The sequence below is a fragment of the Shewanella sp. AS1 genome (assembly GCF_021412565.1).
In the GTDB taxonomy this organism is placed as follows: domain Bacteria; phylum Pseudomonadota; class Gammaproteobacteria; order Enterobacterales; family Shewanellaceae; genus Shewanella.
The window spans coordinates 341,861-362,979 of the sequence record NZ_JAKCLJ010000001.1 but is presented as its reverse complement, the minus strand read 5'-3'; the positions used below and the strand labels follow the sequence as shown (position 1 = coordinate 362,979).

Below are 21,119 nucleotides of genomic sequence, written 5' to 3'. Positions count from 1 at the left end.
GTTCGGCTCAGCTGAGCTTGGCAGGCTGCAAATCCTGTCCTAGATTACGCCCTTTAATGATTAAATTTCAATATTTTTTACAAAATCTTCATTTTTTGCCATAAATAATGAACAAATTACTTTCATGTTCATTATTTCTGACATAGCATAGCGAATATCGACCACTTAGAATAAACAGTAACAGATCGAATCAAGGTAGATAATATGGATGAGTTAACACCGGCTGGACAAGCAGATCTTGGGTCATTAGAACATTACTGGATGCCATTTACCGCTAATCGTCAGTTTAAGCAGAGCCCAAGATTATTAGCTCAGGCAGAAGGTATGTATTACAAGGATGTCAGTGGTCGAACCGTACTCGATGGGACTGCCGGCCTATGGTGCTGCAACGCAGGTCATGGCCGCAAGGCTATCTCCGAAGCGGTCAGTAAACAGATCCATGAGATGGACTATGCGCCCTCGTTTCAGATGGGACACCCATTGGCATTTGAGCTGGCCGAGCGTTTAGCCGCTATTGCACCAGAGGGGATCAATAAGGTCTTCTTCACTAATTCAGGCTCAGAATCGGTCGACACTGCACTGAAAATCGCCCTCAACTACCATAGGGCCCGGGGCGAAGCGACTCGCACCCGTTTTATTGGCCGGGAACTGGGTTATCACGGCGTCGGTTTCGGCGGCATCTCAGTCGGTGGCATTGGCGGTAACCGCCGCAGCTTCAGCCAGCAACTGCTACAAGGCGTCGATCATCTGCCCCATACCTTAGATATAGAAAACAACGCTTTCTGCAAAGGTTTGCCGACCCATGGCGCGGATAAAGCCAAGGTGCTCGAACAGCTGATTGCGCTCCATGGCAGCGAAAATATTGCCGCTGTTATCGTTGAGCCCATGTCTGGCTCTGCCGGCGTGATATTACCGCCTCAGGGATACTTAAAGCAGCTTAGAGAGATCACCCAGAAACATGGCATATTGCTTATCTTCGATGAGGTGATCACAGGTTTTGGCCGGGTCGGAGACGCCTTTGCCAGCCAGCGCTGGGGAGTCAAACCAGATATGATCACCACGGCCAAAGCGATCAACAACGGCGCCATTCCTATGGGGGCAGTATTGATCGATGACGCCATCTATGATACCAGCATGGATGCCCCGGAAGGCGCGATTGAACTCTATCACGGCTACACCTATTCGGGTCATCCTGTCGCAGCCGCAGCTGCCCTAGCCACCTTAGATATCTATCAAGAGGAGCAGCTGTTTGATCGCAGCATCGCCCTGGAAGGCTATTTTGAACAGGCGGTGCACAGCCTTAAGGGCTTGCCTCATCTTATCGATATACGCAACACGGGTCTGGTGGCCGGTATTCAATTCTCATCCAATGAGCAGGGAATAGGTAAACGCGGTTTTGCCATCTTCGAGACCTGTTTCAAAAACGGCATTCTGGTCAGAGCCACAGCAGACACAATAGCCCTGTCGCCACCACTGATTGTCGAGAAGGCGCAGATAGATCAGATGATCAATACCCTCAGCGACGCCATCTTAGCGGTTGGCTAACATAATCCGCTGAGATCATCCGCTGACATCACCATTAACATCAATAGTTTGTAGGAACCTAGCTGGTATGCAACAGATAAACCACTATATCAATGGACGACACACACAAGCGAGCGTACGGGTCGGAGCTGTGTTTGAACCCGCCACAGGTGAACATAATGCCGATGTCTCCCTGGCAAGCCAGGATGAGGTGACCCAAGCCATCGCCATTGCCAAGCAGGCCCATGAGTCCTGGTCGGAAGTGACGCCGCTCAATCGCGCCCGCATCCTGTTTAAGTTCAAAGCCCTGGTCGAAGCCAATATGGATGAGCTCGCCGCCATGATCACCCGCGAACATGGCAAGGTGCTTGATGATGCCAAAGGCGAAATTATACGAGGCTTAGAAGTTGTCGAGTTTGCCTGCGGCATTCCCCATCTGTTAAAAGGCGAACACACAGAGCAAGTGGGCGGCGGGGTTGATGCCTGGACGCTAAACCAATCACTGGGTGTCGTTGCCGGGATTGCCCCATTCAACTTTCCTGTCATGGTGCCTATGTGGATGTTTCCCATCGCCATTGCCGCGGGCAACACCTTTATCATGAAACCTTCGGAGAAAGATCCCTCCTCCGTGATGCGCATCGCCGAGTTACTCAGCCAGGCTGGTCTGCCCGATGGTGTGTTTAACGTCGTCAATGGCGACAAGGAAGCCGTAGATACCCTGCTGACTCATAAAGATATTCAGGCGGTCAGTTTTGTCGGCTCGACACCGATTGCCCAATACATTTACGAGACAGCTTCCAAACATGGCAAGCGGGTTCAGGCCTTAGGGGGCGCGAAGAATCACATGCTTCTGATGCCAGATGCGGATCTGGATCAGGCCGTCAGTGCGCTGATGGGCGCCGCCTATGGCTCGGCGGGAGAGCGCTGCATGGCTATCTCTGTGGTGCTGGCTGTGGGTGATGTGGCCGAACCTTTGCTGGAAAAACTCCTGCCACAGATCCAGACGTTGCGTGTCGGTAACGGGCTCGAAGGCGAGATGGATATGGGCCCTTTGATCTCCAGACAACATCTGGAGAAAGTACGCAGCTATGTCGATATCGGGATCGCAGAAGGTGCCACCTTAGTGGCCGATGGCCGCCAGCTGAGCGTTCGCGATCATCAGCAGGGATTCTTCCTCGGCGGCTGCCTGTTTGATCATGTCACCCCAGAGATGACCATCTACAAGGAGGAGATCTTTGGCCCTGTGCTCTCTATTGTGCGGGTTAAAGATTATGCCCAGGCATTGCAACTGATCAACGACCATGAGTTTGGCAACGGCACAGCCATCTTTACCCAGAGCGGCGAAGCGGCAAGGCATTTCTGTCACAATGTTCAGGTCGGCATGGTCGGTGTCAATGTGCCTATCCCTGTGCCTATGGCGTTTCACAGTTTTGGTGGCTGGAAGCGTTCTCTGTTTGGCCCTCTGCACATGCATGGTCCAGACGGCGTACGTTTTTACACTAAACGCAAGGCCATCACGGCCCGCTGGCCCAAGGCTAAATCAGCTCAGGCTGAATTTGTAATGCCAACCATGAAATGAGTCAGGTAAAAACAGAGCGAATTAGATAAAACTATATAATAGTCAAGGATTTAATATGATAATCAGCGTGGATGATATCATCAATTTCAGCCAGCGGCTTACCCAAACTGAACACTATGAAGTGGCCAGAGAAAAATGGATCTCAGGGGATCCTAAGCAGCAGGTGAAAAACCATTACTCCAGCCCCTGCGGACAGTTTCATGCCGGCATTTGGCAGGGAGATATTGGCAGCTGGAGAGTCAATTACAGCGAACATGAGTATTGCGAAATCTTAGCGGGCCGCTGCGAGATAACGGATAAAACTGGCAACAGCATTAGCGTTGGCCAAGGGGATCGTTTCGTCATCCCCGCAGGTTTTAGCGGCATTTGGAAAGTGATAGACACCTGTAAAAAAGTCTATGTCGTTTTCGAGCAGAAGTAACTGAGTAAGTAAAAAATCGCCATGTCGTCTCAGCACTTCGGCTGGTGTTTGGCTTAATCAAGTATTTTTAGGAAGCACAAAAATACTGATGTCAACAAAGTGAAATGGAGAAACCACAGTGAATAAAAATTTGAATACTAGAAGGATCGCCCAATTAGTTGGATTAGTATTAACCAGTGCCCTGCTCGCCCCTATGGCTCAGGCCGAAGTTGCCGGGGAGATCGGCGTCACTAACGATTACCGCTTCCGAGGCATCTCACAGACAGCTGGGGATTTTGCCGTTCAGGCCGATCTGTATTACAGCATGGAAAATGGCATCTTCTTTGGGGCATGGGCCAGTAATGTTGACGATGACAGCTACGACGCTGACGTAGAAGTGGATCTGTACGCAGGTTATGCCGGAGCCTTTGGCGCCGATGACGCAGTGGAATACGATGTCACTCTAACCTATTACACCTATCCAGGTCAGGACGACAGCAGCCGTTACCTGGAAGCCAGCGTTGGTTTCTATTATGAGAATTTCCACTTCGCCCAGTGGTATACCAATAACTATGCCAATGCCGATATCGACATGCATTATAGCGAGCTTAACTACTCCTATGAGTTCGTCGAAAACTGGAGCATAGATGCCCATGTAGGTTACAGCTATGGCGACGGTGCCGACTTCGACTGGGGTGAGAGCTACATGGATTACTCTGTCGGCGTATCGACTGAGGTAGCTGGCGTAGGTTTGTCACTGGCCTGGTTAGACACTAATCTAAGCAGCGACAACGAGATCAAAGATGGCCCCTTTACCAATAAAGGCACTATATTATTTAGCGCATCTTACGCCTTCTAATATTCATTCCTTAGCGACAAAACCGCCTGCGGGCGGTTTTTTTATTGCGCGCGCCCCTGACCTGATGCACCTCATGCACCTCATGCACCTCATGCACCTCATGCGACAGCAAGAATCACAATATTTGATCTCACCCACTAGGAAATTCCAACGTGCGGGAGTATCTTCATACCATACATCTTATGAGGAACTTCCATGTCTGAGACACTCTTTAAAGTCGGTTTTATCCTTGTCGGTCTAGTGCTTATCTACAAGTTGATCTTCAGCGGCAAACGCGGCGTCACTCTGTTTGAGATGCAGTTCAAGGAGGGACGTTTAACTTCACACAAGGGCAAGATCCCGGAGAAGTTTCAAAGGGAATGCAAGGCGATTGCTAAAACGGAGAAACTGACCTGTGTAGTGCGGGCAGAGAAAGCGGGCAGTGTACGCTTGCATGTCTCAGCTAATGTAGGTGACAGCATCACACAGCGGATCCGCAATCAGTTTCCCTTCGAATACTACGATAAGAAATCGGTCGATAATTCACGTCAGGCAGGTTAACTGCTGACAGGCTTGGCAGCCTACACGACCATCTTCAGCCTGCTCGATAATCCCTTGATTATCCAGCAGGCATTTTATCAATCAGGGTACCTTTATTCATCGACCGATTGCTTTGCGGCAAACACCTCTAAGCCCCACACCAGCACGATAGCCACCAGCATAGCGATCACCGCCATAAGCAGCTGAGCACTGTTACCCGTCAGGGCTTCAAACTGCATGGGAGACAGGTTCTGCTCCAGCAGAGGCACCATCTCGCCGTGGGAGTTCTCCCGCCAAGTCAGTACCTGCTTCCAGGGCCAGATCTTGCCTAAGGTTCCCAGCATCAATCCGGTGAGAAACATGATGGTGGCATCATGGTATTTGCGAAGTAAGGCCGACAGCAGATGACTAAATGACAAGAGACCGACCACACAGCCTAGCCCAAACATGCAAAGAAGGCCGATGTCAAAGCTCTTCGCCGCATGTAATACCGAGGTGTATAGCCCGAGCAGTAAGAGAATAAAGCTGCCTGAGATCCCCGGCAGTAACATGGCACAAATCGCCACGCAGCCACCGAGAAACACATTCAGATGGGTCGCTTCGATGGCGATAGGACTGAGCATAGTGATCCCCCAGGCAAAGACAGCGCCAATAGCGAACAGCAGCAAACGCCCAACACTAAAGCCTTTCACCTGCTTTAGCATATGCACCACAGAGATGATGATCAGCCCAAAGAAGAAGGACCAGATAGGGATAGGGTGCGCCTCCAGCAGATAAGAAATTAATTTCGCCAGGGTAAAGATGCTGGTCAAAATGCCGCCAAAGACAGCAATCAAAAAGGGACCATTAATGTGCATAAAGGCTGCCTTGGCTCCCTGGGTGCGGATCACCTGTAGCAGTTTGGGATTTATGCGGCGAATACTGTCGAGCAGCGTATCCAAGATCCCGGTAATAAAGGCGATTGTGCCGCCAGATACCCCAGGCACCACATCGGCGGCGCCCATGGCCATCCCTTTTAGATAGGTCAGAAAATAGTTCACTTAGCACCCTTAAATTCTTGATTGAGCATACTGGCAGCTGACGGCCACCGAGCATAAATAATTCTTGATTATACCTATACTTGGGCCGAAAAAAACTGGGCCGAAAAAACCTGCTCCCGCTTGCTTTCGAAATACTGCCATGTCAGGGTAAAACGACTCTTAATTTACCCTATCAATGATGAACAAACGCGCCACCTCGACCTCAAATACACGACAGCATCACTGGCACCAATTTTGGTTTAACATCAGCATAAGCCTCAAGCTTATCGCGATTATTGGTTTAACCTTAGGCCTGTTGCTAGCCTGCCAGCAGCAACGCTTCCCCCTTGCCCTGCCCGTTTATTACCTAGCCATCAGCTTAATCACCTGGCTTGCCTATTATAGGGATAAACGCGCCGCCAGAAGAGGCCACTGGCGCACATCGGAAAACACACTGCAGCTACTGTCACTCCTTGGCGGCTGGCCCGGCGCCCTGCTGGCACAGCACTACTTACGCCATAAATCTCAGAAACGCGCCTTTCGCCTCGGGCTCTATCTTATGGTACTGCTCAATCTTGGCGCCCTAGTTTGGCTCTATGGCGATACAGGTCAAGCAGCCCTAACATGGCTGAGCCAAGTGTTGGACTAAGTGGATGAACAGGGGCTTAATAGGGATAAAACCGGCTCAAACAACCAAGTTAACAATGAAGTAAACCCAGCATATATTTCATCGAGCGGATTGGTTATCATCGAAGCAAAATCAAACTAGAACCTAATCGAGGCTAGTGTCTCAAGGGAAACGAATATGAAAATGATAATCGCAGTGTTGGTGATCGCCAGTGTGCTGTTTTACTTCTACAGCTCGATGAATAAACAGCAAGTTGCCAAGGAGAATATCGCCAAAGGTGAAGTTTTTCTTGCAAGCAACAGATCCCAGGAAGGCGTGATAGAAACCGCATCTGGCCTGCAATATAAAGTGCTCGCCAAAGGGGATGGCACTGTGCATCCCAAGGCGAGCGATACTGTGACAGTGCATTACCATGGCACACTGATCGACGGCACTATCTTCGACAGCTCGGTAGAGCGCGGCCAGCCCATCGCCTTCCCCCTAAACAGAGTCATTAAAGGTTGGACCGAAGGACTGCAGCTCATGGTGACTGGAGAGAAAACCCGCTTCTATATTCCTAGCAGCCTGGCCTATGGCAACCGCAGCGCCGGCGTGATCCCACCCGGTTCTGTGTTGATCTTCGATGTCGAGTTGATAAATATAGATAATTAATGCTTAAACACTGGCGGGAAAACTCGCCAGTGTGCTCCCCTGAATCCCCCGACTCCCCTCTTACCTCTTCCAACCTTGGCTCACTCCTGAGATAATCGGGCAATAATAACTTAGTACCCGCCAGCCATAACAGGAGCCGCTATGCCCATCTCAGCACAGGAACGCCTCACGCTCATACGTCAAGCCATGAACTCAGCCCAGCTCGATGCCTTTATTGTCCCAAGAGCCGACGAGTATCTAGGGGAATATGTGCCAGAGCGCAACGAACGTCTCTGCTGGCTGACCGACTTTACCGGATCGGCAGGCGCCGCGATTGTGCTCAAAGAGAGTGCGACAATTTTTATCGATGGCCGCTATACAGTGCAGGTAAAACAGCAGGTCGATGCCTCACTCTATCAATACGAGAGTCTGACAGACACGCCCCAGATAGCCTGGCTTATTGAGCAACTTCCCAGCGGTGCCCGCGTTGGTGTCGATGCGCGCCTGCATCCTTTAAGCTGGTATCTTGCCGCCAAGGCTGAACTGGAAAGCGCCGGCTTAACCTTAGTATCAGTCAAAGACAACCCCATAGACCTTCACTGGCAAGACCGTCCCAATGCCGCAGCGGCCAGCATTATGCTGTTCGATCAGGCAAGTGCCGGACGCAGCAGTTTAGAAAAACGCAGCCAGATCGGTGCCAGCATCAGGAAAGCCGGTGCCGATGTCGCGCTGATCTCTGCGCTCGACTCCTTCTGCTGGCTACTGAATATTCGCGGCAATGATGTGCCAAGACTGCCAGTAGTGCTAGGGACAGCCCTGCTCTACGCCAATGGCGATATGGTGCTCTTTACCGATCTCAACAAACTGCCCCAAGGGATCGAGTCCCATGTCGGCAGCGGCGTCACCTTTAAAGATGAGGGCGAACTTGAAGCCGTACTTAGCTCAATGTCAGGGGTTAAGCTGCTGGCCGATCCCAACAACAGCAATGCCTGGATGCAACTGACGGCCAAAGAATATGGCGCCAAATTAATCGCAGGTCAAGATCCAGTTGCCCTGCCCAAGGCGCAGAAAAACAGTGCCGAACTTGCGGGCATGACAGCCTGCCATATCCGCGATGGCGTTGCCGTCAGCCGTTTCCTCGCCTGGCTGGACAGCGAAGTCGCTCAGGGTCATCTCTATGATGAGGCCGTCCTGGCCGACAAGCTGGAGAGTTTCCGCCTGCAGGACCCACTCTACAAAGAGCCCAGCTTCGATACCATCTCTGCCGCCGGTGCCAACGCCGCCATGTGTCACTATAACCACAACAATGGCACCCCAGCGCAGATGACTATGAACAGCATCTATCTGGTGGACTCGGGCGCCCAATATCTAGATGGCACCACAGATGTGACCCGCACCCTGGCCATAGGAGAAGTCACTGTCGAGCAGAAAAAGATGGTGACCTTAGTGCTCAAGGGGCATATTGCTCTTGATCAGGCCCGCTTCCCTAAAGGCACCACGGGACAACAGCTCGACGCCTTTGCCCGCCAATACCTGTGGCAACATGGCTTCGATTATGATCACGGCACAGGCCACGGCGTCGGACATTTCCTTAGCGTCCATGAAGGGCCACAGCGCATAGGCAAAAATCTGAATAATGTGCCTCTGCTTCCCGGCATGGTGCTCTCGAACGAACCTGGCTATTACCGCGCCGATGCGTTCGGCATCCGCATCGAAAACCTGGTCGCAGTGCGTCATTGTGAGGCACTTCAGGGGAGCGAGCGTGAAATGTATGAGTTTAACGCCCTGACGCTGATCCCCATAGATTCACGTCTGATAGATAAAGCGCTGTTAACCCAAGGCGAGATCGCCTGGTTTAATGATTACCATCAAAAGGTACGCGAAACTCTAGCCCCCTTGATGCAAGGTGAAGCACTAAACTGGTTGCTACGCGCCACCGAAGCTATCTAAGCCATTCGAGCGAAGCCAGCAAAGCTTGCCCTTTTAACAGCACCTCGAGAGGTGCTGTTTTTATATGAAGTCAGTATAAATTTTTGCTATACTCCGCGGCCGCAATTTAGGCTTATCCGGTTAAAAATGCTAGATTAAGTGCTAAGGGTAAATAGATCACTGCCGTGAGGCATAAGTAAGGGTATCCCAATGAAATTTGAGTCTTTTAGTTTTGCGCCAGAGATCCTGCGTGCGATCGCCGATTGTGGTTATCAGAAGATGACCCCGATCCAGCAACAGGCGATCCCGGCGATCCGTCGAGGTCAAGACGTTCTGGCCAGTGCTCAAACAGGTACCGGGAAAACCGCCGCCTTCGCTCTGCCTATCTTGCAAAAGATGGTCGATACGCCCAATGATACCCAGAGATCCAATGCCCGCGCCTTGATTTTAGCCCCCACCCGTGAACTAGCCGCCCAGGTCGCCGACAACATAAAAGAATACAGTCGCTACCTGCCCATCTCAGTGCTGACCATCTATGGTGGCGTGAAGATGGACACACAGGCGCAAAAACTCAAGAAAGGCACAGATATCATAGTGGCCACACCCGGTCGTCTGCTAGAGCATATTCAGGCCTGTAACCTCAGCCTCTCCAACGTTGACTTTCTGGTGCTTGATGAGGCCGATCGCATGCTCGACATGGGCTTTATCACAGATATTCAGAAGATACTACAGGCGGTTAACCGTCAGCGTCAGAATCTGATGTTTTCTGCGACCTTCTCTAATGCGGTTAAACAGTTAGCCAATGAGATGCTGGTCAAGCCCAAGCTTATCAGCGTCGATAAGCAAAACACCACTGCCGTCACCGTCAGTCAGGTGGTCTACCCGGTTGAGCAGCGCCGCAAGCGCGAACTGTTATCTGAACTTATCGGCAAGAAAAACTGGCAGCAGGTACTGGTGTTTACCGCCACCCGCGAGGCCGCCGACAGCCTGGTAAAAGAACTGAACCTCGATGGTATTCCCTCGGCTGTCGTGCACAGCGAAAAGGCGCAGGGGAATCGTCGCCGCGCCCTGCGCGAATTTAAAGAAGGCAAGATCCGCGCCCTGGTTGCCACTGAAGTGGCCGCCCGCGGCCTGGATATCCCATCCTTGGAATATGTGGTCAACTTCGACTTGCCCTTCCTCGCCGAAGATTATGTTCACCGTATCGGCCGTACCGGCCGCGCCGGACGCAGCGGTGTGGCGATATCTCTGGTGAGCCGCGAAGAGGAGCGTACCTTAGCCGATATCGAGAAACTGATCGGCACCAAGCTTCGCCGCATTACCATCCCAGGCTATGAAGTGGGCAGCCGCGAGCTCTTGATCAAGCAGTTGCAGAAACGTCGCAGCTTCGCCAAGAAACAGCAGCGCGGCGACAATGTCGGCGCTCAGGTGATCGCCGAGAAGAACCTGGGCTCACGCCGGGTCAAAGTCAAAAACTCTGCTAACGCCAAGATTAAGAAATAAACCATGACCCAAAACTATAATCAGGCACTGCTCGAACTCGCCCAAGCAGGCTTAGATGCCGTCAATCAGCACACTGCGACCGCTAGCATCAAGACGGCCGCTGCCCAGAGCCATTTCCTGTGTAACTGGATGGTGCAGGCGCAGAAAAGCAAACGTTTTTCCAAGCTGATTGCTGGCGATCTGACGCTCTGGATCCGTCAGGGGCGCAGCATGGGCGCAGGCGCGAACCTAAAGGGCTTACTGGAAACCATAGTCAGCCAATATCAGCAGCTGGGTGACTCGCGCCAACTGGGCAAGAAGCTCAGCCTCTGGCTGGAAGAACTGACAAGCCAAGAGTGGATCATCTACACAGACACCAAAGTGGATACCAAGCTGAAACTCGACAGCGACGGCGAGGCCAGCCTGATAATCTCAGCCGACGAATTTTCGCAGCACATAGACAATGATGAGCTGATAAAGCCTATCAATCTGTATGTGCGCGCCGATGAAACCCAGCTGGCAAGCTCGGCGCTTCGCCACGGTCTATTGCTGAGCCAGGGCAATAAGAAAAGCTCACTGATTAAGCATCACAAAACCTATCGTCTCTATCCAGGCAATCTGCAACCGGCTCTGGCCTTACTGGCAAAATTGGATTGAGTTAAGCTTAACGCTTCACTATCACGAACAGAATAGAAAATGCCCTTAGGCCGTAAGCCAAAGGGCATTTTTTATGACGCTAAATCAAAGTCCGCGCTAGAAGGGATTTAAGCTGTATCCCTCTTTCGCTAAGATGGCATGGGCTGTCATGGCCGACAGCGCCATAGTCACCCCTGGAAGCAGATCATCAGGCGTCACATCAAAATAGGCCGCAGTTTGGCCGCACACATAGAGCTTAACCCCTTTTTCGGTTAACGCCTTTATCAAAGGGATATTGACGTTCGCTGCGCCCTGGTGGCGTTTGCTGTAAAATGACTCCTGGGTCAGATCCAGCACACCCTTGCCATGCACGACTAAAGCAAGCTCAATATTCTCAGGTTTAACCCCATTGGCCACATGCATATTAATAAAACGCGCCAATGAGTCGATATGCCGATTCACCTTACCTGCATCGGCGGCATTGCTGGTATCGAACACCACTTTAAATTGCATTCCCTCAGGGATAGGCTGCTGATTATCGACTTTAGCGATATGTCCATAATCCTTAAAAACCGGGCCCGGCTGAAACGCATCGGCACCGGCAAACGCCTTAGCAGTAAACAGGCTCAATCCCGCGGTTAGCAGCACAAGTGCGCGGATTTGGCGCCAAGAAAGCTGAGTTAACATGATAAATTTCCTCGTTATTGTATTTTTATAATCATTACTTACCCTGAAACGGCTTAAGTGAAACCACTAACATCGCCACACAGGCTGACCCATTAGGTGAGTTAACTGCCCCATGACACAAGCAGGCAAACTAAGTTAAGATTCAGCTTACTTAACTTAGATGTGAATTCATATTAGATTCTGGGCATGAATTCATATTAGATTCTGGGCATGAATTGATATTAGATTCTGCCTCTTAGCAAAGAGAGAACATGATGGCCTCTTCATCCGGCGCAGCCCCAGCGCACTCCAATCCCAATTATCAGGCGTTAGCTCAGCATTTTAAAACCATCAGCCATTTCGAGCATTTCAGTATTCTCGGCGACTGGGATCAGGCGACCATGATGTCTAAAGGGGGTGGTGATACCCGCGGCGAGGCCATGGCAAGCCTGGCAAAACATATCCATCGACTTAAGACCCAGGATAACCTACCCGCCCTATTGCACAGTGCCAGCCAAGAGTCCCTTAACGAACATGAGCGCGCCAATGTGCGCGAAATGCGCTATCAATATCAACAGGCAAATCTGGTGCCGGCCACACTGGTCGAGGCGCAAACCAAGGCCGGCTATCTATGTGAGAATGGCTGGCGCGAACAGCGACAAAACAACGACTGGCAAGGATTTAAACCTAACCTTGAGGCCGTAATAGCCCTTACCCGAGAGGAGGCGCAGATCCGAAGCCAAGCGTTAGGCATAGCGCCTTATGATGCGCTGCTCGATAAGTTCGAGCCCGGCATGACAAGCGCCAAGCTTGAGCAGATCTTTGGGCCACTGGAACAAGCCCTGCCAGAGCTTATCGCTCAAATCGTCGATAAACAGGCAAGTGAGCCCCAAATTGCCCTTGAGGGGCATTTCCCCACCGAGGCGCAGGAGGCCTTGAGCCGGGATTTGATGCAGCTGTTAGGCTTCGATTTTAACCAGGGCAGACTCGATATCAGCAGCCATCCCTTTAGTAGCGGCGTGCCCGGCGATGTGCGCATCACCACCCGCTATGATGAAGGGGATTTTACCAGCGCCCTGATGGGGACTATCCACGAGACAGGCCATGCCAGCTATGAGCAAGGTTTGCCTCAGCAGTGGCGAGGCCAACCTGCTGGTCTGGCGCGTTCAATGGGGATCCATGAGAGCCAAAGCCTCTTCTTTGAGATGCAGCTAGGGCGCAGCCCAGGGTTTCTTAACTTACTCTTACCTAAGCTCAATCAGCACCTCAAATGCAATTACACCCGCTCACAACTGGCCAATATTTACAGCCGGGTTACCCCAGGCAAGATACGGGTCGATGCCGATGAGGTCACCTACCCTTGTCATATTTTGCTGCGCTTCGAGGCGGAAAAAGCCCTTATCGATGGCAGCCTGGAGGTGAAAGATCTGCCAGAGTTCTGGTCGAGCAAAATGCAGGCCCTACTTGGGATCAATACGGACGGTGATGATAAGAATGGCTGCATGCAGGATATTCACTGGACCTTGGGCGAGCTTGGCTATTTCCCCAGTTACACTCTGGGCGCCATGTATGCCGCCCAGCTGAGCGCCACACTGCAATCTCAGCTGGGAGATCTTGACAGCCTACTCAGCACTAATCGCCTCGGTGACATAATGCACTGGCTTGGTGAGAATATCTGGTCTAAGGCCTCCTTTCTCACCACGGATGAATTGGTGACCCAAGCTACGGGTGAGGCACTTAATCCCATCCATTTTCAGCGACATCTCAAAACGCGCTATCTGGAAGCTTAAGCATAAACCCATGACTGCGCTATCTATACGCCCGATTCACTCAAACGACTGGCCTGCGATCCTTAAGATACAGGCCCAGTGCTACCCTGATATCGTCCCTGAGTCTCAGGTGGCGCTGCAAAGCAAAGTCGCCATCTCGCCAGACTCCTGCTTTGTTCTTGAGGTAGGACAACAGGTACTGGGTTATTGCCTTGCCCACCCTTGGGTGCTCAATCAGCCACCCAGCCTTGAACAGGTCGTGCGCAAACCCACCGCGCCCGACTCCCTTTACCTGCATGATATTGCCATCTCAGCTCAGGCTAGAGGATTAGGTGCGGCAGAGCAGATCTTCAACCGCCTGGTCAGCAAGGCGAATCAGCTTGGGTTTGCCTCGATTTCACTGGTTGCGGTCCAAGGCGCCGACAGATATTGGCAACGCTTAGGCTTTAAATCGCGTATAATCGACAAAAAACTCAACAACTACCCGGATGATGCCTGTTATATGGTCTATTCCATTGGCGATTGAGCTAGCTTAGCTCACCCTAAAACACCCGATTTAAAAGAGAAAATTATGGCCCGTAAAGTTGGTTATACCTTTAAGAAACAGTACAAAGAGATCAACTTTGTCTACGACAAATTTAACGATATCTATGAAGCGGTTGCGGCAGCAGAAGGGATAGATCTTACCCGTTACCACGCCATGGAGGCTCAGGTTGCCATGACATCTAAAGGCTCTCAAGCGGTAAAAGATTATCGTCTCAAAGAGTTTGAGCGTTTCGGTTTCACCAATATCCACTTTATCCGCGACGAAGAACAATAGGCTTAATCCGCGATAAGCTTTATCCGCGATGAGCAATAGACTTAAGGGTCGCTCTCCTTATAAAACAGTATTTAACCAGAAGATGTAGGAATTTCGATGTCTAATCATGAACATGCCAACTTTCCCCGGGCCAGTTTTACCCGCAGGCTGGGGGCCATTATTTACGATCTCTTATTAGCGGTTGCTGTCTATATGGTCGCCGGCGCCCTGGGATTTGGCCTCTTCCTCCTGCTGACCAACTCAGGTTTGATCTCCATGGAGGGTTTTGAACATGTGTCTGATCTGCTCAACGGAACGCCTCTCTATCAAAGCCTATATCAGCTGTGGATCGCCCTGTGTGTGGCACTTTTCTATATTCTGTTCTGGAGCTATGGCGGCCAAACACTTGGGATGCGCGCCTGGCGGCTTAAGGTCCAGCACCCCAACGGCCAGAGCCTGAGTATGATCACCGCCGCCGCCCGCCTTGTCTGGTCACTGCTGGGCATAGGCAACCTGTGGATCCTGATTAATGGCGATAAGCTCGCCCTGCAGGATATGATGACCCGCTCAGAGGTGGTAGTACTCTCCAAAGAAGCCAACCAGCTGCGTAACTGGCACGGAGTTTAAGCGGTAAGTAAGCTAAAAACAGTAAGCTAAAAGTAAAACAGGCCACTCAATTGAGCGGCCTGTTTGTTAACTCTTTCATTACGGATATAGGGTTATTTACGAATATAGTAGATCGCTGCAATACTGAAGATAATTGGCGGCAAAATGGCGCCGATATAAGCCGGGATACCATACACTAAGGTCATGGGGCCAAAGATCTCATTACAGATATAGAAGCTGAAACCCGCAACCACACCCAGCAGGACGCGTCCGCCCATGGTCACACTACGCAGCGGTCCAAACACAAATGAGAGCGCCACCAACATCATCACGGCCACTGTCACAGGTTGCATTATCTTACGCCACAGCGCCAGCTCATAACGGCCTGAGTCCTGATTGTTCAGTTTCAGGTACTCCAGATAATCCACTAAGCCTTGGATTGACAAGGACTCAGGCTTTACCGACACGGCACTGAGTTTGTCCGGTGTCAGGGTCGAGTCCCAGCGGTAAAGGGTCAGATCGCTTAAGGTTACCCTATCTTCCTCAAGATGAGTCTGGCGCACATCGAGCAACCGCCAGTGATCCTTAGAATACACCCCACGTTTAGCCTCTATGGTATTGACCAGTTTCTGCTGTTCATTGAACTGATACAATTTGATATTATTCAGGCTATAGGCACTCTCCACCTGACCGATATTGACGAACAGATCGCCATCTCTTGCCCAAATCCCCCTGCCACTCTTAAACAGACTCCCGCCGGACATCTTCACAGCCTGCAGCTCTTTAGCGTGACGTTCAGCCACAGGTGCTCCCCATTCCCCAAGCGCCATCACCATAAGCATCAGAGGCACGGCAGTTTTCATCGCCGACAGGGTCAGTTGAAAACGCGACAATCCAGACGATTGCATCACCACCAGCTCAGAATTTGACGCCAGCATTCCCATGCCGATCAGGGCGCCGAGCAAGACCGCCATGGGGAAGAACATCTCCACATCACGGGGGATTAAAAACAGTACATAGATGCCGGCATCCACCATACTATAGCTGCCGCGCCCCACCAGGCGCAGCTGATCCACCCACTTAATGATGCCGGACAGCCCGGTCAATACCAGCAAACACAGCGCGGAAGAACTCAGCAGGGTACGGGCGATATAAAAATCTAAAATCCGCATTATGCCGCCCTCGAACGCTTAAGTAAGCCAAACAACTTCACCCCGGTTGGGCGCTCTTTCCCTAGCAGTAAAAAGGCCAGGAAAAAGGCCGATAGGTGGATCCACCACATGCCTAAATAAGCAGGAATCACCTCATCTTCCAGCGCCTTACGCCCGGCTATCATCAGACCGAAATACCCGAGATAAAGCAGAATGGCCGGGAACATCTTGGCAAACTTACCCTGACGCACATTGACCCGCGACATAGGCACGGCGATCATGGTCATAAACAGGATGGCGATCGGTATTGCCAGTCGCCAATGGAATTCGGCGACGGCCTCAGCCCCTGGGGTTCGCAGTAGTTCATCTATGGGAAGCGCCGATAATTTACGTCTGCGCTGATCCACCTCCTGCTCCTTAATCTGCATCTCATAACCGTCAAAATCCGCAACCTGATAATCCAGACGTTTCGAGGTACTTTGATACTGAATACCATCATGAAGTTCTAAGCGCTGGGCGCCGGTTTCATCTTCGACGACTTTGCCCCCCTGAGCCACCACGATATTGGCCTGCCCGGAGGCATCGTTCGGGTCCGGCAGTTGCGCCACAAACACCTTATCTAACTTACCGTCACGGCCAATGCGTTCGACAAATAACACGGCTCTGCCGTTAGGGCTGGTCTGGAAGCGTCCCTGAGTCAGGGCTGCCAATCCCGCCTCCGATTGCGCTTTCTCTAAAACACGATTTTGTGTCTCTTCAGCCCAGGGAGTCACATAAATCGACAGAAAACCGGTAAACAACATATTAGCGACGGCCAGTAACAGGGTCACACGTGTGATATACCACTCGCTGATCCCCACACCATGAAACACCACCATCTCACTCTCGGCATACATGCGCCCATGGGCCACCAGAATGCCGAGAAATAGACTTAAAGGTACAACTAATACAGCAAGATAGGGCAGATTAAGCCCTAGCAGAGTCAACACTAATGAGGCAGGAAATTCACCATCAGAGGCATCGGCCAACACCCGAACAAAATGCTGGCTGATAAAAATTGTTAGTAAGACTAAAAGCACCGCCATCTGGGCTTTTAAAACTTCTCTAATCAAGTATCTAAATACAATCACGGGTAGGATTCAGTCCCTAAACTTATATTTATGCTGGTATCAGCCTACATTTCCTGTAGACTGTCTACTTTTGGTAGTTTTTGTGGCCAGCATTGGCTAAAATTGGCAAATAAACACCGGAAAAAAATGACATTTGGTGTACCCATTTTAGGTCCATTTCGGACACAAGCAGACATTATCTAATAAATAATAAAATTTGTCTTTAAATAATCTAGGAGAGCTCATGGAGTTTAGCGTAAAGAGCGGCAGCCCGGAAAAACAACGTTCGGCCTGTATTGTCGTTGGTGTCTACGAACCTAGACGCCTCTCTGGGATTGCCGAGCAACTGGATAAAATCAGTGAAGGCTACATAAGCAACCTGTTACGCCGTGGCGATTTAGAAGGAAAATCGGGTCAGATGCTACTTCTGCATCATGTACCCAATGTGCTAAGCGAGCGCGTCCTTCTTGTCGGTTGTGGTAAAGAGCGTGAACTCGATGAGCGCCAATACAAACAGATCATCAAAAAAACCATCAACACCTTAAATGAAACCGGTTCAATGGAAGCTGTCTGTTTCCTGACCGAGCTGCATGTTAAGGGCCGCGACACCTATTGGAAAGTGCGTGAAGCGGTAGAAACCACCCAAAACAGTCTCTACACCTTCGATACACTCAAGACCCGTAAGGGTGAAACCCGTCGTCCGCTGCGCAAACTGGTATTTAACGTATCGACTCGCCGCGAACTGACTGTGGGTGAGCGTGCCATCGAACACGGTATGGCCGTTTCCAGCGGGACCCATTTATGCCGCGACGTGGCCAACATGCCACCTAACATCTGCAATCCTGCTTATCTGGCCTCTCAGGCACGCCAGCTCTCCGAAACTTTTGACAAGCTGACCGTAACCACTGTCGGCGAAGAGCAGATGGCTAAGCTGGGCATGAACTCATACCTTGCGGTCGGCCGTGGTAGCCACAACGAGTCCATCATGACAGTGATGGAATACAAGGGCGCCATCGACAGCACCGAAAAGCCTATCGTCTTAGTCGGTAAGGGTCTGACGTTCGACTCAGGCGGTATCTCACTCAAGCCAGGCGAAGCCATGGATGAGATGAAATACGACATGGGCGGCGCAGCCGGTGTTATCGGCGCGATGAAGGCCCTGTGTGAACTGGGACTGCCCATCAATGTGGTTGGCATTCTGGCGGGCTGTGAAAACATGCCATCGAGTAACGCTTACCGTCCTGGGGATATCCTGACCACTATGTCGGGCCAGACCGTTGAAGTATTAAACACTGATGCCGAAGGTCGTCTGGTACTGTGTGATGTGCTGACCTATGTTGAGCGTTTCGATCCAGAAGTGGTTGTCGATACCGCCACCCTGACCGGCGCCTGTGTTATCGCCTTAGGTAAACACGCCTCGGGTCTGTTCTCCTCACACAACCCACTGGCCCATGAGTTACTCAATGCCGGTGAACAGAGCGGCGACCGCGCCTGGCGCATGCCACTGTGGGATGAGTACCAAGAGCATTTAGAAAGCCCATTTGCTGATATGACCAACTTAGGTGGTCGTCCAGCCGGTGCGATCACAGCGGCCTGCTTCCTGTCTCGCTTTACCAAGAAGTACAACTGGGCTCACATCGATGTTGCCGGTACCGCTTGGAACAGCGGCGCAAACAAAGGCTCAACGGGTCGCCCCGTTCCTTTGTTGACTCAGTTCCTGATCAACCGTGCAGGGGTTGAGCAAGGCGAATAAGCTAAGCTCCACAGCATAAACAGTAAAGGCGATAACCCCTATCTTGAGTAAAGGGTTATCGCCTTTTTTATTGCCTTTTTTATTGCCGCTTTTTTTGCCGGTTTTATTGCCCGTTTTATTGCCCGTTTTATTGCCCGTTTTATTGTCCTTTTTATTGCCCTAGCCGCCCGCAAGCTTGCAAACCGCAGTCTTGCCAACCTCAATCTTGCAAAGCGAACCTTACTGCGAATGGAATGACCATGATTTCAGGGAATCGGGCCTAATGGTTGGCATCATCTAAGTTATCTTGCTAGGGTGTAAGCACTTTATTTGTCTGCAGACAGATGCACTTGGTCAATGAAGGAACTCAGATGTTACGACTATACGCTGCGCTTATTGCACTCATCCTACTTAATCTACCTGTCCACGCCTTTGCACAAAATGATACCAAAGGGCTCAAAGACGAGCCTGTGCTAGCTCAAACTGTAAGCGAGCCTCAGGCTCACTCTCAGACGCCCATACTCGACCGGCCGCTGATTGAGCGTTATATACTCGATGAGCTCAAGGCGCTACGCACCGATCAGCAAGATTTAGAGCGCCGCCTGACTGTGGAGATCACCGACCGCGAGCTGGCCGTGGCCGATAAATCCCTCAACTATGCTAATGTCACAGTCACCTATTTCTTCTATATCATAGCTGGGGTCGCCTCCCTTATCGCCTTTATCGGCTGGCAGTCGCTGCGTGAGATCAAAACCAATACCGCCAAGCTCGCCGCCGAGCAGCTGCAAAGCATCACAGAACATTACGAACAGAAGTTTAAGGAGCTGGAACACGACCTTAAACGTAAGAGCCGTATCATCACCAAGAACAACCGCGAGATCGAGATCATCAACGAGATCCACACCCTCTGGCTGCATGCCCAGAGCGCCCAGACCCCGGAGCAGAAGATTGCCGTCTATAACGAGATCCTCAATATTCGCCCCGGCGATCTCGAGGCCATGACCTACAAGGCCGATGCCGCCATGGAGATGCGCGAGTTTAACTGGGCGCTGAGCCTGTGTAACCGGGTCTTGGAAGTGGATGGCAACAACGCCCACGCCCTCTACCAGCGCGCCTGCGCCTATGCCTGTTTAGGCAAGGAAGATCTGGCATTGTCTGACTTAGAACAGGCCATAGAAAACAGCGTCTCCTTTAAAGAGGTCGCCGCCAACGAAGCCGACTTTGCCAATCTCAGAGAAAACCCCAGATTTGAAATCTTAATTTCCACAGGGGAAAGTTAGCCTACTCGCGCGAATCTCTCCCAATATGCTCGAGGGCGACGTCCTGTCGCCAAGGGCCAAAAGCCTGCAGACACTCTGGTCGTACCGCCCCCCAAGCCTACTGATAAGCCTATTGGGTGCAATCAAATCCAAATAATGAACTACACAGCACTGGTGCAGGAGGGACATTTCCGGACGAGCTAAGTTTGTCATCTCACTTAGTCTGAGGCGACAAAATCCACTTATTGCACAATTTGTGTTGAGACACCTGCCCTAACCTCTGGTTTACTTGCCCCTTTTAGGTGTAAAATCTCCTGTTCGGTCAATCTTTAAGCCAGATGCAGCGAAATGGAGTCAGACAATGCCTAACGCCCTGTTTTACCTGATGCCAGACGCGGCTAACACAGCCAGCAGCCAGGATGCGCATTATCATCTGGCCTGCCGCATCGCTCAGCAGGCATTTACTGCGCAGCAAGGGGTCTATGTCCACTGTCAGGATAAGCAGCAGGCCTATGAGGTTGACGAGATTTTATGGCAATTTGAGCCCACAGCATTTGTGCCCCATAACCTCAAGGGTGAAGGGCCAGCGGGCGGCGCCCCGGTCGAGATAGGTTTTGATAAGCTCGGCCCGAACAAAAAAAGACAACTACTGATCAATCTTGCCGATCAAGCGCCGCAATTTGCGGTAAACTTTGACCAGATTATCGACTTCGTTGCCAACGATACGGCTAAGAAGGCGAGCGCCCGCGAGCGTTATCGCCAGTATCGGGAATTAGGGATCGCCCTGACGACCCAGAACGCGTAACCCAATTAATTAATTTAG

General features: G+C 51.3%; 21 protein-coding genes. 17 read left to right on the top strand and 4 right to left on the bottom strand.

Annotated elements, in window-relative coordinates; genetic code table 11:
• Window positions 1-204: 204 nt before the first annotated feature.
• The 5 genes from LZP69_RS01650 (at window position 205) to LZP69_RS01630 (ending at window position 4,902) form a co-directional block, all read left to right on the top strand.
• Window positions 205-1,545: an aspartate aminotransferase family protein gene (locus LZP69_RS01650; protein ID WP_234198440.1), complete on the top strand. Its 1,341-nt coding sequence runs from the start codon at window positions 205-207 to the stop codon at window positions 1,543-1,545.
• A gap of 67 nt (window positions 1,546-1,612) precedes the next feature.
• Complete coding sequence (locus LZP69_RS01645) at window positions 1,613-3,103, top strand: CoA-acylating methylmalonate-semialdehyde dehydrogenase (protein ID WP_234198439.1); 1,491 nt, start codon at window positions 1,613-1,615, stop codon at window positions 3,101-3,103.
• Between the two features lie 55 nt (window positions 3,104-3,158).
• Window positions 3,159-3,524 (top strand): cupin domain-containing protein, encoded by a 366-nt coding sequence (locus tag LZP69_RS01640; protein WP_234198438.1) that lies wholly within the window; start codon window positions 3,159-3,161, stop codon window positions 3,522-3,524.
• A gap of 118 nt (window positions 3,525-3,642) precedes the next feature.
• Window positions 3,643-4,362: a TorF family putative porin gene (locus tag LZP69_RS01635; RefSeq protein ID WP_234198437.1), complete on the top strand. Its 720-nt coding sequence runs from the start codon at window positions 3,643-3,645 to the stop codon at window positions 4,360-4,362.
• Between the two features lie 195 nt (window positions 4,363-4,557).
• Window positions 4,558-4,902, top strand: coding sequence for a DUF3634 family protein (locus tag LZP69_RS01630; RefSeq protein WP_234198436.1), 345 nt, complete (start codon window positions 4,558-4,560; stop codon window positions 4,900-4,902).
• Window positions 4,903-4,994: 92 nt separating this feature from the next.
• Here the strand turns inward: LZP69_RS01630 and LZP69_RS01625 are convergent, their stop codons facing one another.
• Complete coding sequence (locus tag LZP69_RS01625; protein WP_234198435.1) at window positions 4,995-5,921, bottom strand: DUF368 domain-containing protein; 927 nt, start codon at window positions 5,919-5,921, stop codon at window positions 4,995-4,997.
• A 175-nt stretch (window positions 5,922-6,096) separates the two neighbouring features.
• Between LZP69_RS01625 and LZP69_RS01620 the strand changes: the two genes are divergently transcribed.
• From LZP69_RS01620 to LZP69_RS01600, 5 genes are all read left to right on the top strand, one after another.
• The gene (locus LZP69_RS01620; protein ID WP_234198434.1) at window positions 6,097-6,549 is read left to right on the top strand and encodes a DUF1294 domain-containing protein; all 453 of its coding nucleotides are present in this window, start codon (window positions 6,097-6,099) and stop codon (window positions 6,547-6,549) included.
• A 156-nt stretch (window positions 6,550-6,705) separates the two neighbouring features.
• A complete protein-coding gene (locus LZP69_RS01615; RefSeq protein WP_234198433.1) occupies window positions 6,706-7,179 on the top strand; it encodes an FKBP-type peptidyl-prolyl cis-trans isomerase in 474 nt (157 codons plus the stop codon).
• A 141-nt stretch (window positions 7,180-7,320) separates the two neighbouring features.
• On the top strand, window positions 7,321-9,108 hold the full coding sequence (locus LZP69_RS01610; RefSeq protein WP_234198432.1) for an aminopeptidase P family protein: 1,788 nt from the start codon (window positions 7,321-7,323) through the stop codon (window positions 9,106-9,108).
• Between the two features lie 189 nt (window positions 9,109-9,297).
• Window positions 9,298-10,590, top strand: a complete 1,293-nt coding sequence (locus LZP69_RS01605; protein WP_234198431.1) for a DEAD/DEAH box helicase — start codon at window positions 9,298-9,300, stop codon at window positions 10,588-10,590.
• Between the two features lie 3 nt (window positions 10,591-10,593).
• A complete protein-coding gene (locus LZP69_RS01600; protein WP_234198430.1) occupies window positions 10,594-11,226 on the top strand; it encodes a DUF2913 family protein in 633 nt (210 codons plus the stop codon).
• A 96-nt stretch (window positions 11,227-11,322) separates the two neighbouring features.
• Here the strand turns inward: LZP69_RS01600 and LZP69_RS01595 are convergent, their stop codons facing one another.
• Window positions 11,323-11,892, bottom strand: a complete 570-nt coding sequence (locus LZP69_RS01595) for a DsrE family protein (RefSeq protein ID WP_234198429.1) — start codon at window positions 11,890-11,892, stop codon at window positions 11,323-11,325.
• A 251-nt stretch (window positions 11,893-12,143) separates the two neighbouring features.
• Here LZP69_RS01595 and LZP69_RS01590 point away from each other — a divergent pair, with 251 nt between their 5' ends.
• The 4 genes from LZP69_RS01590 (at window position 12,144) to LZP69_RS01575 (ending at window position 15,066) form a co-directional block, all read left to right on the top strand.
• The gene (locus tag LZP69_RS01590; protein WP_234198428.1) at window positions 12,144-13,661 is read left to right on the top strand and encodes a carboxypeptidase M32; all 1,518 of its coding nucleotides are present in this window, start codon (window positions 12,144-12,146) and stop codon (window positions 13,659-13,661) included.
• A 10-nt stretch (window positions 13,662-13,671) separates the two neighbouring features.
• Entirely contained in the window at window positions 13,672-14,166 is a 495-nt protein-coding gene (locus tag LZP69_RS01585) for a GNAT family N-acetyltransferase (protein ID WP_234198427.1), read from the top strand.
• A 45-nt stretch (window positions 14,167-14,211) separates the two neighbouring features.
• Window positions 14,212-14,460, top strand: a complete 249-nt coding sequence (locus LZP69_RS01580) for a DUF2960 domain-containing protein (protein ID WP_234198426.1) — start codon at window positions 14,212-14,214, stop codon at window positions 14,458-14,460.
• A 96-nt stretch (window positions 14,461-14,556) separates the two neighbouring features.
• Window positions 14,557-15,066 (top strand): RDD family protein, encoded by a 510-nt coding sequence (locus LZP69_RS01575; RefSeq protein WP_234198425.1) that lies wholly within the window; start codon window positions 14,557-14,559, stop codon window positions 15,064-15,066.
• A gap of 92 nt (window positions 15,067-15,158) precedes the next feature.
• Here LZP69_RS01575 and lptG read toward each other — a convergent pair whose 3' ends face one another.
• Complete coding sequence (lptG, locus tag LZP69_RS01570; RefSeq protein ID WP_234198424.1) at window positions 15,159-16,217, bottom strand: LPS export ABC transporter permease LptG; 1,059 nt, start codon at window positions 16,215-16,217, stop codon at window positions 15,159-15,161.
• Window positions 16,217-17,326 (bottom strand): LPS export ABC transporter permease LptF, encoded by a 1,110-nt coding sequence (gene lptF / locus LZP69_RS01565; RefSeq protein WP_234198423.1) that lies wholly within the window; start codon window positions 17,324-17,326, stop codon window positions 16,217-16,219. The genes lptG and lptF overlap by 1 nt, the downstream gene beginning before the upstream one ends.
• Window positions 17,327-17,549: 223 nt before the next feature.
• Here lptF and pepA point away from each other — a divergent pair, with 223 nt between their 5' ends.
• The 3 genes from pepA (at window position 17,550) to LZP69_RS01550 (ending at window position 21,101) form a co-directional block, all read left to right on the top strand.
• Window positions 17,550-19,058 carry a leucyl aminopeptidase gene (pepA, locus tag LZP69_RS01560; RefSeq protein ID WP_234198422.1) on the top strand — a complete coding sequence of 503 codons (1,509 nt, stop codon included), beginning with the start codon at window positions 17,550-17,552 and terminating at the stop codon, window positions 19,056-19,058.
• 350 nt (window positions 19,059-19,408) lie between these two features.
• Window positions 19,409-20,317 (top strand): tetratricopeptide repeat protein, encoded by a 909-nt coding sequence (locus tag LZP69_RS01555; RefSeq protein WP_234198421.1) that lies wholly within the window; start codon window positions 19,409-19,411, stop codon window positions 20,315-20,317.
• Between the two features lie 340 nt (window positions 20,318-20,657).
• Window positions 20,658-21,101: a DNA polymerase III subunit chi gene (locus tag LZP69_RS01550; protein ID WP_234198420.1), complete on the top strand. Its 444-nt coding sequence runs from the start codon at window positions 20,658-20,660 to the stop codon at window positions 21,099-21,101.
• Window positions 21,102-21,119 lie beyond the last annotated feature (18 nt).